Source organism: Rhizobium sp. BK049 (assembly GCF_014193135.1).
GTDB lineage: Bacteria > Pseudomonadota > Alphaproteobacteria > Rhizobiales > Rhizobiaceae > Rhizobium.
Map to the genome: position 1 here is coordinate 1 of NZ_JACHYV010000050.1, position 14,746 is coordinate 14,746.

The window sequence follows — 14,746 nt, forward strand, 5'->3', positions numbered from 1 at the left end:
TGAGCAGGGCCGCGCCGACATTGCCCGGCGCAGAGCCCGCTGGAAAGCCTGGCAAGACCGCTTCGATCCGAAGCGGCTCGTCTTTATCGACGAGACCTGGATCCGCACCAACATGGCGCCGTTACGCGGGTGGGGGCCGAGGGGCAAAAGATTGCGCGGCTTTGCCCCGCATGGCCGCTGGCGCACCCTGACCTTCCTCGGCGCCCTACGCTGCGACAAGCTCACTGCGCCCTGCGTCTTTGACGGTCCCATCAATGGCGAATGCTTTCACGCCTATGTCCGCCAGCAGTTGATCCCGACCCTCAAACCTGGCGACATCGTCATCCTCGATAATCTCGGCTCTCACAAATCCAAAGCCATCCGCGACGCCATCAGGGCCGTCGGCGCCAGGCTCTGGTTCCTGCCAAAATATTCCCCCGACCTTAATCCGATCGAACAAGCCTTCGCCAAGATCAAGCACTGGATGCGCCAGGCCCAAAAGCGAACCAGCGAGGAAACCTGGCGCCATCTGGGCTTACTCGCCGACACCATCAAGCCAGAGGAATGCGCCAACTACTTCTCAAATGCGGGCTATGCTTCCGTCAAAACATGAAAGGCTCTAGCACAAACGAAAACCGCCCAGATCGCTCCGGGCGGTTTTCAATTCGTGGACCTCAGCTGCGGATTATTCCGCAGCCGGGGCGTTTTCGGCCATGTCCTGCAGCATCGGGGTGGCGACCGCTGCCCCAGTGCCCTTGCGGCGCTCTTCGAGGATGAGCTCGTCGCGCGACGTGGCGATGCGGCGGATCTGGGTCATGGTGCCGCCGGTGCCGGCCGGGATGAGGCGGCCGACGATGACATTTTCCTTCAGCCCCTGCAGGCCGTCGGTTTTGCCGGCGATAGCAGCTTCCGTCAGCACCTTGGTCGTTTCCTGGAAGGACGCGGCCGAGATGAAGGACGGGGTCTGCAGCGACGCCTTGGTGATGCCGAGAAGGACCGGCTCGCCGCTGGCGGGCTTCTTGCCCTGCTCGATCAGGTGGTCGTTGACGTCCTCCAGCTCGATCCGGTCGACGTTGTCGCCGACGATGTAGGTCGAGTCGCCTGCATCGGTGATCTCCACCTTCTGCAGCATCTGACGGACGATCACTTCGATGTGCTTGTCGTTGATGACGACGCCCTGCAGACGATAGACTTCCTGGATTTCGTTGACCAGGTAGGAAGCGAGAGCCTCCACGCCCTTGATCGCCAGGATGTCGTGCGGAGCCGGGTTACCGTCGAGGATGTAGTCACCCTTTTCGATATAGTCGCCGTCCTGAAGGTGGAAGGGCTTGCCCTTCGGGATCAGGTATTCGACAGGCTCGACACCGTCTTCCGCCGGTTCGATGATGACGCGACGCTTGTTCTTGTAGTCGCGGCCGAGGCGGATCGTACCATCGATCTCTGCGATGATGGCGTGGTCCTTCGGACGGCGCGCTTCGAACAGTTCGGCAACACGCGGCAGACCACCGGTGATGTCCTTGGTCTTGGCGCTTTCGAGCGGCGAACGGGCGAGAACGTCACCCTGCGAGACTTTCGTGCCCGGCTCGACCGACAGAATGGCGTCGACCGAGAGCAGGAAGCGGGCGTCACCACCGCGGGACAGCTTCGCGACATTGCCGCTGGCGTCCTTGATGACGATCGCCGGCTTGAGGTCCGAACCGCGCGGGGTCGAACGCCAGTCAATGACCTGACGCTTGGTGATGCCGGTGGATTCGTCGGTCGCTTCCAGAACCGAGAGACCATCGACGAGGTCTTCGAACTGAACGGTACCGGCAACTTCCGTCATCATCGGACGGGTGTAAGGATCCCACTCCGCCAGGCGCTGCCCGCGCTTGACCTTGTCACCTTCGTCAACGTGCAGCTTCGAACCGTAGGCGACACGTTGCGAAGAGCGCTCGACGCCACGCTCGTCCAGGATCTGGACGGTCATGTTGCGGCCCATGGCAACGAGGCTGCCTTCGGAGTTGCGCAGCACGTTGCGGTTCTTGATCTGCACCGTACCTTCGTACGAGGCTTCCAGGAACGACTGGTCGACCACGGTTGCCGTACCGCCAAGGTGGAAAGTACGCATGGTGAGCTGGGTTCCCGGCTCGCCGATCGACTGAGCGGCGATGACGCCGACGGCTTCGCCCATATTGACCGGCGTACCGCGCGCGAGGTCGCGGCCATAGCAGACCGAGCAGACGCCCGTCTGGATTTCGCAGGTCAGCGCCGAGCGGATGCGGATCGACTGGATGCCAGCCTTCTCGATCTCGATGACATCGGGCTCGAGGATCATCTTGCCGGCATCGACGATGCGCTCGCCCGTCACCGGATGATCGATGTCGTCAAGCGCCGTGCGGCCGAGGATACGGGCGCCGAGCGAGGCGACGACCTGGCCGGCATCGACGATGGCGGTCATGGTCAGGCCGGTTTCGGTGCCGCAATCGACGTGCGTGACGATGCAATCCTGCGCGACGTCGACGAGACGGCGGGTCAGGTAACCGGAGTTCGCGGTCTTCAAGGCGGTGTCTGCCAGACCCTTACGGGCGCCGTGCGTCGAGTTGAAGTACTCGTTGACGGTCAGGCCTTCCTTGAAGTTGGAGATGATCGGCGTCTCGATGATTTCACCCGACGGCTTGGCCATCAGGCCGCGCATGCCGCCCAGCTGGCGCATCTGGTTCGGAGAACCGCGGGCGCCGGAGTGGCTCATCATGTAGATCGAGTTCATCGGCTTCTGACGGCCGGTGTTCTCGTCGAATTCGACCGCCTTGATGCGCGCCATCATTTCTTCGGCGACCTTTTCGGTCGCCTTGCCCCAGGCGTCGACAACCTTGTTGTACTTTTCGCCCTGGGTGATCAGGCCGTCATTGTACTGCTGCTCGTATTCCTTCACCAGGTTTTCGGTGTCGGCAACGATCTTCGCCTTGGTGGCCGGGATGACCATGTCGTCCTTGCCGAACGAAATGCCGGCGCGGCAGGCATGGGCGAAGCCGAGCTGCATGATGCGGTCGCAGAAGATGACCGTGTCCTTCTGGCCGCAATGGCGATAGACCGTGTCGATCATCTTGGAGATGTTCTTCTTGGTCATTTCCTGGTTGCAGATGTCGAAGGGCACCTTGCCGTTCTTCGGCAGCAGTTCGCCGATAAGCAGACGGCCGGGCGTCGTCTCATAGATCTTCGAGTAGGGCTTGCCATCCTCGCCAATCGACTTGAAGCGGCCGCGAATCTTGGTGTGCAGCGTCACGACCTTGTTTTCGAGCGCATGATGCAGTTCGCCGAGATCGGAGAAGGCCATGCCTTCGCCCGGCTCGTTCTGGTTCAGAATCGACAGATAGTACAGGCCGAGAACCATGTCCTGCGAGGGAACGATGATCGGCGCGCCGTTTGCCGGGTGCAGGATGTTGTTGGTCGACATCATCAGCACGCGGGCTTCGAGCTGGGCTTCGAGCGACAGCGGCACGTGAACAGCCATCTGGTCACCGTCGAAGTCGGCGTTGAAGGCCGTGCAGACGAGCGGGTGCAGCTGGATTGCCTTGCCTTCGACCAGGGTGGGTTCGAAGGCCTGGATGCCCAGGCGGTGCAGCGTCGGTGCGCGGTTCAGGAGAACCGGATGTTCGCGGATGACCTCGTCGAGGATATCCCAAACTTCCGGCTTTTCCTTTTCAACCAGCTTCTTGGCCTGCTTGACGGTCGAGGAGTAACCCTTGGCGTCGAGGCGGGCATAGATGAACGGCTTGAAGAGTTCGAGCGCCATCTTCTTCGGAAGACCGCACTGATGCAGCTTCAGTTCCGGACCGGTGACGATGACCGAACGGCCGGAATAGTCGACGCGCTTGCCGAGCAGGTTCTGACGGAAGCGGCCCTGCTTACCCTTCAGCATGTCGGACAGCGACTTCAGCGGGCGCTTGTTGGCGCCGGTGATGACGCGGCCGCGGCGGCCGTTATCGAAGAGCGCGTCGACAGATTCCTGCAGCATGCGCTTTTCGTTGCGGATGATGATGCCCGGAGCGCGCAGTTCGATCAGGCGCTTCAGACGGTTGTTACGGTTGATGACGCGGCGATAGAGATCGTTCAGATCCGACGTCGCGAAACGGCCGCCATCGAGCGGAACGAGCGGGCGCAGATCCGGCGGGATGACCGGAACGACCTTCATGATCATCCATTCCGGACGATTGCCTGACTCCATGAAGTTCTCGACGATCTTCAGGCGCTTCATCAGCTTCTTCTGCTTTAGATCCGACGTCGTGTCGGCAAGCTCGGAGCGCAGATCGCCGGCGATCTTTTCGAGGTTCATCGAGGCCAGCATCTCGTAGATCGCCTCAGCGCCGATCATCGCGGTAAACTGGTCTTCGCCGTATTCGTCGACGGCAAGCATGTACTCTTCTTCCGTCAGGAGCTGGTGCTCCTTGAGCGCGGTCAGGCCGGGCTCGGTGACGATGTAGTTTTCGAAATAGAGGACGCGCTCGACATCCTTCAGCGTCATGTCGAGCAGGGTCGAGATGCGCGACGGCAGCGACTTCAGGAACCAGATGTGGGCAACGGGAGCGGCGAGCTCGATATGGCCCATGCGCTCACGGCGAACACGCGACAGCGTGACTTCGACGCCGCACTTTTCGCAGATGATGCCCTTGTACTTCATGCGCTTGTACTTGCCGCACAAGCATTCGTAATCCTTGATCGGGCCAAAGATGCGTGCGCAGAACAGACCGTCGCGTTCCGGCTTGAACGTACGGTAGTTAATGGTTTCCGGCTTCTTGATCTCACCGTAGGACCAGGAGAGGATCTTCTCCGGAGACGCGATCGAAATCCGAATGGAATCGAAATTCTGTGCAGGCACCTGCGGATTGAAAAGATTCATGACCTCTTGGTTCATGCCTGTCTCCTTCATGGGCTAAAGCGCCCTCAAAATGCGATGGCCGGCGGCAATTCCCGGGAGCCGCCTCCCTCGCTTAAACGAGAATAACCGCAAGATGCGGCGAAACTTCCCTTCCGGGCCGACAGATGCGGCTCCCGGCGGGACCGACGTGCGCCGCATTGGCAGCGCACGCCCTATCAATGTTTACTCGGCCGCGTCCGGCAGCTGGGTTGCCTGCGCTTCGTCGAGCTTGGTGTTCTCGAGCTCGACGCTGAGGCCCAGCGAGCGCATTTCCTTGACGAGAACGTTGAAGCTTTCCGGAATACCGGCTTCGAACGTGTCGTCTCCGCGGACAATGGCTTCGTAGACCTTGGTGCGGCCGGCGACGTCGTCCGACTTCACCGTCAGCATTTCCTGCAGCGTATAGGCGGCGCCATAGGCTTCGAGCGCCCAGACTTCCATTTCGCCGAAGCGCTGACCGCCGAACTGCGCCTTGCCGCCCAGCGGCTGCTGGGTCACGAGCGAGTAAGGGCCGATCGAACGGGCATGGATCTTGTCGTCGACCAGGTGGTTGAGCTTCAGCATGTAGATGTAGCCCACGGTCACCTGGCGGTCGAACTGCTCGCCGGTACGGCCGTCATAGAGCGTCGACTGGCCGGTGTCCTTGAGACCCGCCAGACGCAGCATGTCGTTGACGTCACCTTCGTTAGCGCCGTCGAAGACCGGCGTTGCGATCGAAACACCGCGCTTCCACTGGTCGGCGAGACGCAGAACGGACTCATCGTCGAAGTCCTGGACCTGTTCGGCCTTGGGACCGTCGCCCACGACATCGCCAATGGTCTTGCGCAGTGGCTCGATGTTGCCATTGGCTTTATACGCTTCGATCAGTTCGCCGATCTGGCGACCCATGCCGGCACAAGCCCAGCCCAGGTGCGTTTCCAGGATCTGGCCGACGTTCATGCGCGAAGGCACGCCGAGCGGGTTCAGAACGACGTCGACATGCGTGCCGTCTTCGAGGAACGGCATGTCCTCGACAGGCACAATGCGCGAGACCACGCCCTTGTTCCCGTGACGACCGGCCATCTTATCGCCCGGCTGGATCTTGCGCTTCACGGCAACGAAGACCTTGACCATCTTCATGACGCCCGGAGGCATTTCATCGCCGCGCTGGACCTTCTCGACCTTGTCCATGAAGCGCTGTTCGAGGCGCGACTTGGACTCGTCGTACTGGCCGCGGAGCGCTTCGAGTTCGCTCTGCACCTTCTCGTCCTCGACGGCGAACATCCACCACTGCGAGCGGGGATATTCGGAGACGACGGCGTTCGAAAGCTCGGTGCCCTTCTTGAAGCCCTTCGGACCGGCAATCGAGACCTGGCCGCGCAGCATGTCGATCAGACGACCATAGACGTTACGGTCGAGGATCGCCTGCTCGTCGTCACGGTCCTTGGCGAGACGCTCGATCTCTTCGCGTTCGATCGCCATCGCGCGCTCGTCCTTCTCGACGCCATGGCGGTTGAAGACGCGAACTTCGACGATCGTGCCATAGGTGCCGGGCGGCATGCGCATGGAGGTGTCGCGCACGTCGGAGGCTTTTTCGCCGAAGATGGCGCGCAGAAGCTTTTCTTCCGGCGTCATCGGGCTTTCGCCCTTCGGCGTGATCTTGCCGACGAGGATATCGCCCGGCTGAACCTCGGCGCCGATATAGACGATGCCGGCTTCGTCGAGGTTCTTCAGCGCTTCTTCCGACACGTTCGGAATATCGCGGGTGATTTCCTCGGGGCCGAGCTTGGTGTCGCGCGCCATCACTTCGAATTCCTCGATGTGGATGGAGGTGAACACGTCGTCGGCAACGATGCGCTCGGAGAGCAGGATCGAGTCTTCGTAGTTGTAGCCGTTCCAGGGCATGAACGCGACGAGCGCGTTGCGGCCGAGCGCCAGGTCGCCGAGATCGGTCGACGGACCGTCGGCGAGAATATCGCCGCGGTTGACGACGTCACCGACGGTGACCAGCGGACGCTGGTTGACGCAGGTGTTCTGGTTCGAACGCTGGAACTTCTGCAGGCGGTAGATATCGACGCCGGACTTGCCGGCTTCGAGGTCCTCCGTGGCGCGGATAACGATACGCGTCGCGTCGACCTGGTCGACGACGCCGCCACGGCGGGCGCCGATGGCGGCACCGGAGTCACGCGCGACGACCGGCTCCATGCCGGTGCCGACGAACGGCGCTTCGGCACGCAACAGCGGCACGGCCTGACGCTGCATGTTCGAGCCCATGAGGGCGCGGTTGGCGTCGTCGTTTTCCAGGAACGGGATGAGTGCCGCAGCAACCGAAACGACCTGCTTCGGCGAAACGTCCATCAGGTTCATGCTGTCGCGGGGCGCGAGCATAACTTCACCCGCGTGACGGCAGACGACGAATTCGTCGACGAAGGAACCGTCAGCGTTCAGTTCGGCGTTGGCCTGCGCGACGTAGTACTTCGCCTCTTCCATGGCGGAGAGGTAGAGCACGTCGTTCGTCACCTTGCCGTCGACGATGCGCCGGTACGGGCTCTCGATAAAGCCGTATTTGTTGACGCGGGCAAAGGTCGCAAGCGAGTTGATCAGACCGATGTTCGGGCCTTCCGGCGTTTCGATCGGGCAGATGCGGCCATAGTGGGTCGGATGCACGTCGCGGACTTCGAAGCCCGCGCGCTCGCGGGTCAGACCGCCCGGACCAAGGGCCGAAAGGCGGCGCTTGTGGGTGATTTCCGACAGCGGGTTGACCTGGTCCATGAACTGCGAGAGCTGCGAGGAGCCGAAGAATTCGCGGACGGCTGCGGCAGCCGGCTTGGCGTTGATCAGGTCCTGCGGCATGACCGTGTCGATTTCGATCGAGGACATGCGTTCCTTGATCGCACGCTCCATGCGGAGCAGGCCGAGACGGTACTGGTTCTCCATCAGCTCGCCGACCGAGCGGACGCGACGGTTGCCGAGGTTGTCGATGTCGTCGATCTCGCCCTTGCCGTCGCGCAGTTCGACCAGCATCTTGACCACGGCCAGGATGTCGTCCTTGCGCAGGATGCGAACGGTGTCCTCGACGGAGAGGTCCAGGCGCATGTTCATCTTGACACGGCCGACGGCAGAGAGGTCGTAACGCTCCGCATCGAAGAACAGCGAGTTGAACATGGCTTCGGCCGATTCCATGGTCGGCGGTTCACCCGGGCGCATGACGCGATAGATGTCGAACAGAGCGTCCTGACGGTTCTCGTTCTTGTCAGCCGATAGCGTGTTGCGGATATAGGCGCCGACATTAATGTGGTCGATGCCGAGAACCGGGATCTCGTCAAAACCGTTTGCGAGGATGACGGCAAGCGTCTTCTCGTCGATCTCGTCGCCGGCCTCGAGATAGATCTCACCCGTCGAGTAGTTGACGATATCCTCGGCAAGGTAGTTACCGTAGAGATCGTCGTCGCCGGCCTTCAGCGCCTTCAGGCCCTTATCGGAAAGCTGGCGCAGCAGGCGCGGCGTCAGCTTCTTGCCGGCTTCCACGACGACTTCGCCGGTATCGGCGTCAACCATCTCGGTGATTGCCTTGGCGCCCTTCAGCGTTTCCGGCTTGAAGGGAATGCGCCAGCCTTCGCCGTCGCGCTTGTAGAGCGACTTCGTGTAGAAGGTGTCGAGGATTTCCTCGCCGTCCATGCCGAGCGCCATCAACAGCGACGTGACGGGGATCTTGCGGCGGCGGTCGATGCGGGCGTAGACGATGTCCTTGGCATCGAATTCGATATCGAGCCAGGAGCCGCGATAAGGAATGACGCGGGCGGCGAAGAGCAGCTTGCCGGAAGAATGGCTCTTGCCCTTGTCGTGGTCGAAGAAGACGCCCGGCGAACGGTGCATCTGCGAGACGATGACGCGCTCGGTGCCGTTGACGATGAACGTGCCGTTGTTCGTCATGAGCGGCATGTCGCCCATGTAAACCGACTGTTCCTTGATGTCCTTGATCGACTTTGCGCCGGTATCCTCGTCGATATCGAACACGATGAGACGGAGAGTGACCTTCAGCGGCGCGGCATAGGTCAGGTCGCGCTGGCGGCACTCGTCAACGTCGAACTTCGGTGGTTCGAATTCGTAAGATACGAACTCCAGCATCGAGGCGCCGGAGAAGTCGGTGATCGGGAAAACGGACTTGAAGACGGCCTGAAGGCCTTCGTCAGGGCGACCGCCCTTCGGCTCTTCAACCATCAGAAACTGGTCGTAGGACGCCTTCTGAACCTCGATGAGGTTCGGCATTTCTGCGACTTCGGGGATCTTACCAAAAAACTTGCGTACGCGCCTGCGACCATTGAACGAAAGGGTCTGAGCCATCGTCGCTCCTTCAAAAATTGCATCCGGGCCTGCAACGGACGGGAACCGATGGCCAGTCGACCCCGCCGATCAATGAGTAGTTCAACCTCGTCCCACCTCCCGAAACAGCCAGGCCGGATTGCCTTGGCGCTTCGGTTCGAGACCATGCTCTTGAAGAACCCATTACCCAAAAGCCGTTTTTCACGCGGCTTTTGGGTAATTCGTTCAGGAAAACGGCAAATGGGAGGCAGTAAATGCCGCCTCCCACGTGCAGTTCAAGATTACTTGACGTCGGCCTTTGCGCCTGCGTCTTCAAGCTTCTTCTTGATGTCGGCGGCTTCAGCCTTGGAAACGCCTTCCTTGACAGCCTTCGGAGCGCCTTCGACGAGGTCCTTGGCTTCCTTGAGGCCGAGGCCGGTGATGGCGCGGACTTCCTTGATGACGTTGATCTTGTTGGCGCCGGCATCCGTGAGGATGACGTCGAACTCGGTCTTTTCTTCTTCAGCCGGAGCAGCTGCGCCGCCTGCAGCGCCGCCAACGGCAGCAACAGCTACCGGAGCAGCGGCGGAAACGCCCCACTTTTCTTCAAGAAGCTTCGACAGTTCTGCAGCTTCCAGAACGGTCAGCGAGGAGAGGTCTTCAACGATCTTTGCGAGATCAGCCATTTTCTAGTTCCTTTTGTTCGGTTCGAACTGTTGAGTATGTACAGCGAAAAACCGCCTTAAGCGGCTTCGTCCTTCTTGGCGTAGGCCGAGAACACGCGAGCAAGCTGGCTTGCCGGTGCTGCAACAACGCCTGCAATGCGGGTAGCCGGGGTCTGGATCATGCCCAGCAGCTTCGCACGCAGTTCGTCCAGCGAAGGCAGGGTCGCAAGCGACTTGACACCTTCGGCGTTCAGCGTTGTCGTACCCATGGCGCCGCCGAGAACCACGATCTTGTCGTTGGTCTTGGCGAAATCCATGACGACCTTCGGAGCGATGATCGGATCATTGCTGTAAGCAATGAGGGTCTGACCCTTGAAGAGATTGGAAATCCCTTCCGCTTCCGTACCCTGAAGGGCAATTTTGGCCAGGCGGTTCTTCGCGACTTTGACGGTGCCGCCAGCAGCGCGCATCTTCGAACGAAAATCGTTCATCTGTGCGACTGTAGCACCAGCATAGTGGGCCACGACAACCGAGCCCGAAGCCTTGAAGACTTCGTTCAGTTCCGTGACGAATTCGCGTTTTTCCGCTCTTTCCACTGCCTATCTCCAGTTGGCGGGACCGTTTGAAACGGACCCACCGGGTTGCCTTTTGCCCCTTGGGATCAAAAGAGATCCCAAGCGACGCTTGAGGATCCTGTCCCCTCGCGCTCTGCGCCAATCAAGGCTGAAGAGGCACAAGGCATCCAAGGCTCGAACCGAGTTCCAAGAAGCGAACTTCATGCAATTCGGGTCTTACCCGTCTCATGCAGGCCAAGTGATTAAGGGAAAACCACCTGCAATCTCGGACAGGATTCCGGATTTCTCCGGAATATTCCGGCCCCTTGCGAGGCCGGAAATTCAGCGACCGGGCCGAAGCCCGGCCATAAACTTATGCAGTCGGAGCCGCGGTGACCGAGCCGACTTCGATCTTGACGCCCGGGCCCATGGTCGAGGATATCGCCACGCGCTTGACGTAATTGCCCTTGGCGCCAGCCGGCTTCGCCTTGATGACGGCGTCGGCAAAGGCGCGGATGTTTTCTTCCAGAGCCTTGGCGTCGAAAGAGGCCTTGCCAATGCCGGCATGGACGATACCAGCCTTCTCGACGCGGAACTCGACGGCGCCGCCCTTGGAAGCCTTGACGGCTCCGGCGACGTCCATGGTGACGGTTCCGACCTTCGGGTTCGGCATCATGCCGCGCGGGCCAAGAACCTTACCGAGACGGCCGACGAGCGGCATCATGTCGGGGGTGGCGATGCAGCGATCGAATTCGATCTTGCCGCCCTGGACGATTTCGACGAGGTCTTCGGCGCCAACGACATCGGCACCGGCAGCCTTGGCTTCGTCAGCCTTGGCGCCACGAGCGAAGACGGCGACGCGAACCGTACGGCCGGTGCCGTTCGGCAGGTTGACGACGCCGCGAACCATCTGGTCCGCATGACGCGGGTCAACGCCGAGGTTCATCGAGACCTCGATGGTTTCGTCGAACTTTGCGACAGCCCGTTCCTTGACCATGCCGATGGCGGTCGTCAGAGCGTAGAGCTTGGTGGGATCAACACCTTCGTTGATCTTGCGTGTGCGCTTGCCTGCCATGGTCTTAACCCACCACTTCCAGGCCCATGGCGCGGGCAGAGCCCTCGATCATCGCCATTGCGCCTTCGATATCCGCTGCGTTCAGGTCCTTCATCTTAGCTTCCGCGATCGTCTTGATCTGAGCCTTGGTGAGGGTACCGGCCTTTGCGCCCTTACCCGGGGTCTTGGAACCGGAGGTGATCTTCGCTTCCTTCTTCAGCCAGTAGCTGACCGGAGGCTGCTTCATCGCGAAGGTGAAGGACTTGTCCTGATAATAGGTGATGACGACCGGAATCGGCATACCCTTTTCCATTTCCTGCGTGGCGGCGTTGAACGCCTTGCAGAATTCCATGATGTTAATGCCACGCTGACCAAGCGCCGGGCCGATCGGCGGGGACGGGTTCGCCGATCCTGCCTTGACCTGAAGCTTGAGCTGGCCTGCGACTTTCTTAGCCATATCTCTCTGCCTTTCATGAACGGCCGGTTGCCCGGCCCGTGATGCCGGATCGCTCCGGCGGCTGCGGTTGCGTGGTGCGGATCAATAGGGCCCGGCTAAGACCCCTCACCTTCCACGCGGATGCGGACTAGGTCCGCCGGAAACAGACCTCAAAGGCCAGCCTCCAATTCTGCAGTCAGACCTTCTCGACCTGAGCGTATTCCAGCTCGACCGGTGTTGCGCGGCCGAAGATCGACACTTCCACCTTCAGGCGCGAACGCTCTTCGTCCACATCCTGAACCGTGCCGTTGAACGAGGCGAAGGGACCATCGGAAACGCGGACCTGCTCGCCGATCTCGAAGGTAACGGATGCCTTCGGCCGCTCGACACCTTCCTGAACCTGGCCGAGAATACGCTCGGCTTCATAATCCGGAATCGGAACGGGCTTATTGTCGGAGCCGAGGAAACCCGTGACCTTCGGCGTGTTCTTGATCAGGTGGTAGGCCTCGTCCGTCAGATTGGCGCGAACCAGGACATAACCCGGGAAGAACTTGCGCTCGCTATCGACCTTGCGGCCGCGACGCACTTCCACAACCTTTTCGGTCGGCACGAGGATCTTCTCGAACAGGTGCTCAAGCCCCTTCTGGCGAGCCTTGTTCTCGATGTCTTCAGCTACCTTCTTTTCAAAATTCGAGTACGCGTGGACGATGTACCAACGTGCCGCCATTTTCATCTCCACCCGTATCAGTTGCCGGTATTGAGCACGAAGCTCAGGACCCAGCCGATCAGCTGGTCAGCGGCAAAGAAAAACAGCGCGGCAAATACCACCATCACCAGCACCATGACCGTCGAGATCATCGTCTCGCGGCGCGACGGCCATGTGACCTTGGACGTCTCGGAGCGAACCTGCTGCAGAAACGCAAATGGATTGGATTTGGATGCCATCGACTGCCCACGCAATTACGGCGCGTAAAGCTGAAACTATCAGCCCCACGCACCGCGTGTCTGTTGAACCCTAAATAAACACCGATTTCCGAATGCACAAGAGGGAAACCGAAGTTTAACGAAATTAGTTACCACCAATTAATCCCGAGCCCGGTATGCCGCGAGCAGCGCCGCGCTGTCCGTACCAGGGAAAATGGCAGGGGCAGAGGGGCTCGAACCCCCGACCTGCGGTTTTGGAGACCGCCGCTCTACCAACTGAGCTATACCCCTTCATGCCTGTCCTTCAGCGCACGGGCCAAGACCCGCAAATCGCTGCCGAAATGCATGGCGCTCCCTTTAAGACGGCGACAGCGGATTGGCAAGCACGATTTTCGATTTTCAAAGCCTTCTGCTCATTTGCGAGCGTCCGCTTTTCGAGCGCGTAACCCGAAAGCATTCAGACCTTCACATATCTCCGCCAGTTGTGTTCTTCCTTGAAGCCCAGCACCTCGCGAATCTTGCGGTTGGAAAGCAGCCCCTCATATTCACCGATCTCGCGGGTGAACGGCACGTTGGGGAAGAATCGCTTCGCCAGCTCCTTCGACGGCGTATTGGCCGAAACCGTGTCGTTAGCGGCATTGAAGACCTGGTAGCCAAGCCCGTCCTTCTCTATGCAGAGATGGCAGATCTTTCCCAGGTCGCGAGCGTCGATGTAGCTCCAGGTGATGCGCTTGCGCATCTCAGGATGGGCGAAATAGGTCGGAAACCTTTCATATTCGTGCGGCTCGATAACGTTGCCGATGCGCAGCGCATAGATGTCGAAGCCCGATCGTTCGGCAAAGGCGCGTGCCGTCTTTTCGTTGACGACCTTGGAGAGGCCGTAGGAATCCATCGGATTGACGTCGTAGTCTTCCTCTAGCGGAAACTGGTGGAAGTCGCGATGACCTTCGGCGAAACAGACGCCGTAGGTCGTCTCACTCGACGCGACGATGATCTTCCGGATGCCGAGCTTCACCGCCGCTTCTATGACATTGTAAGTGCCCATCACGTTGATGCGGAAGGTCTCGTTGTCCGGCTTGATCAGGATGCGCGGAATGGCGGCAAAATGCACGACGGCATCGAAAGGCTTGACACCCCTGCCCTCGTCGAGATCGGGAAAATCGCGATGCATCGACAGCGCGTTGAAGACCTGGCCGCTATCCGTGATGTCGGCGATGAGATTGGTGACGCCGGGGCTGTCCAGAGGCACGAGATCGAGGTTGTGAACCTCGTAGCCTGCATTGACGAGCCATGGCACGGCATGGCGACCTGCCTTGCCGGAACCGCCTGTGAACAGAATCCGCTTTTTCATGGAAATGTCCTCCGCATCATGAAACCGGAGGCATAGTTAGACGCTTCCGCGCGAAGAGCAAGCGAGCGTTCTGCGAGGTATTTCACCCCGCCGCGCCAGGAGCACCCTATCTGGGAGCACCTGGCCAATTATTGCCTATCACCGCAGCCCCGTGCGATGAACTGGAAAGGTCGTCACTTGACGACGCTTACCTCATTGATCTGCACTCCGGCCGATTGAACAACCTCTTGCGGAATCGCAGCGATGAAAAACATCGTGAAAACATACATTGCGAATATCGTCGCAACGAATGTGGCCTTTGGAATCATCCCGACTCTCCTCTTTACAGGGAGGAGTCTGGACTAAAATGAGCCAATCACAACTGCTTTCTGAACGTGAGATGAACAAAATACTGTGACGAGCATCTTTAACGATATTTTTACAACACCTGTTAAACAGCTCGGATGCATCAAAAACGAAAAACCCCGCTGTTTCCAGCGGGGCCTTCCTGATTGTGGATAACCTGAAAGGTTACTCGACGATCGAAGCGACGATACCGGCGCCGACGGTGCGGCCGCCTTCGCGGATAGCGAAGCGCAGCTTTTCTTCCATCGCGATCGGAACGA

Annotated in this window: 10 protein-coding genes, 1 tRNA gene and 1 pseudogene; 1 reads left to right on the plus strand and 11 read right to left on the minus strand. The window is 59.9% G+C overall.

The window, feature by feature from the left end:
• Window positions 1-592, plus strand: a 592-nt coding sequence (locus FHT70_RS29400) for an IS630 family transposase (RefSeq protein WP_183706678.1), incomplete at its 5' end; no start/stop codon positions are given.
• A 72-nt stretch (window positions 593-664) separates the two neighbouring features.
• On the opposite strand, the gene rpoC is transcribed toward FHT70_RS29400, so the two are convergent.
• The 11 genes and pseudogenes from rpoC to FHT70_RS29455 all read right to left on the minus strand — a co-directional run.
• Complete coding sequence (rpoC, locus tag FHT70_RS29405) at window positions 665-4,873, minus strand: DNA-directed RNA polymerase subunit beta' (protein ID WP_085777818.1); 4,209 nt, start codon at window positions 4,871-4,873, stop codon at window positions 665-667.
• A 186-nt stretch (window positions 4,874-5,059) separates the two neighbouring features.
• Window positions 5,060-9,199 carry a DNA-directed RNA polymerase subunit beta gene (gene rpoB / locus FHT70_RS29410; protein WP_085777817.1) on the minus strand — a complete coding sequence of 1,380 codons (4,140 nt, stop codon included), beginning with the start codon at window positions 9,197-9,199 and terminating at the stop codon, window positions 5,060-5,062.
• 260 nt (window positions 9,200-9,459) lie between these two features.
• A complete protein-coding gene (gene rplL, locus FHT70_RS29415) occupies window positions 9,460-9,843 on the minus strand; it encodes a 50S ribosomal protein L7/L12 (protein ID WP_011424974.1) in 384 nt (127 codons plus the stop codon).
• Between the two features lie 56 nt (window positions 9,844-9,899).
• Window positions 9,900-10,418 (minus strand): 50S ribosomal protein L10, encoded by a 519-nt coding sequence (gene rplJ, locus FHT70_RS29420; protein ID WP_183706679.1) that lies wholly within the window; start codon window positions 10,416-10,418, stop codon window positions 9,900-9,902.
• Between the two features lie 331 nt (window positions 10,419-10,749).
• The gene (rplA, locus tag FHT70_RS29425) at window positions 10,750-11,451 is read right to left on the minus strand and encodes a 50S ribosomal protein L1 (RefSeq protein ID WP_011424973.1); all 702 of its coding nucleotides are present in this window, start codon (window positions 11,449-11,451) and stop codon (window positions 10,750-10,752) included.
• A gap of 4 nt (window positions 11,452-11,455) precedes the next feature.
• Entirely contained in the window at window positions 11,456-11,887 is a 432-nt protein-coding gene (rplK, locus tag FHT70_RS29430) for a 50S ribosomal protein L11 (protein WP_009985507.1), read from the minus strand.
• A gap of 175 nt (window positions 11,888-12,062) precedes the next feature.
• A complete protein-coding gene (nusG, locus tag FHT70_RS29435) occupies window positions 12,063-12,593 on the minus strand; it encodes a transcription termination/antitermination protein NusG (protein ID WP_007791989.1) in 531 nt (176 codons plus the stop codon).
• A gap of 17 nt (window positions 12,594-12,610) precedes the next feature.
• Window positions 12,611-12,811: a preprotein translocase subunit SecE gene (secE, locus tag FHT70_RS29440; protein ID WP_003573826.1), complete on the minus strand. Its 201-nt coding sequence runs from the start codon at window positions 12,809-12,811 to the stop codon at window positions 12,611-12,613.
• Between the two features lie 194 nt (window positions 12,812-13,005).
• Window positions 13,006-13,081: transfer RNA gene (locus FHT70_RS29445), tRNA-Trp, on the minus strand.
• Window positions 13,082-13,247: 166 nt separating this feature from the next.
• On the minus strand, window positions 13,248-14,141 hold the full coding sequence (locus FHT70_RS29450) for an NAD(P)-dependent oxidoreductase (protein WP_183706680.1): 894 nt from the start codon (window positions 14,139-14,141) through the stop codon (window positions 13,248-13,250).
• Between the two features lie 510 nt (window positions 14,142-14,651).
• Window positions 14,652-14,746 (minus strand): annotated as a pseudogene (locus FHT70_RS29455) (elongation factor Tu); the annotation flags it as partial.

Excerpts from the sequence above, each read along its gene's own strand:
- rpoC (WP_085777818.1), bottom strand. The coding sequence starts at position 4,873 with ATGAACCAAGAGGTCATGAATCTTTTCAATCCGCAGGTGCCTGCACAG.
- rpoB (WP_085777817.1), bottom strand. The coding sequence starts at position 9,199 with ATGGCTCAGACCCTTTCGTTCAATGGTCGCAGGCGCGTACGCAAGTTT.
- rplL (WP_011424974.1), bottom strand. The coding sequence starts at position 9,843 with ATGGCTGATCTCGCAAAGATCGTTGAAGACCTCTCCTCGCTGACCGTT.
- rplA (WP_011424973.1), bottom strand. The coding sequence starts at position 11,451 with ATGGCAGGCAAGCGCACACGCAAGATCAACGAAGGTGTTGATCCCACC.
- rplK (WP_009985507.1), bottom strand. The coding sequence starts at position 11,887 with ATGGCTAAGAAAGTCGCAGGCCAGCTCAAGCTTCAGGTCAAGGCAGGA.
- nusG (WP_007791989.1), bottom strand. The coding sequence starts at position 12,593 with ATGGCGGCACGTTGGTACATCGTCCACGCGTACTCGAATTTTGAAAAG.
- secE (WP_003573826.1), bottom strand. The coding sequence starts at position 12,811 with ATGGCATCCAAATCCAATCCATTTGCGTTTCTGCAGCAGGTTCGCTCC.
- FHT70_RS29450 (WP_183706680.1), bottom strand. The coding sequence starts at position 14,141 with ATGAAAAAGCGGATTCTGTTCACAGGCGGTTCCGGCAAGGCAGGTCGC.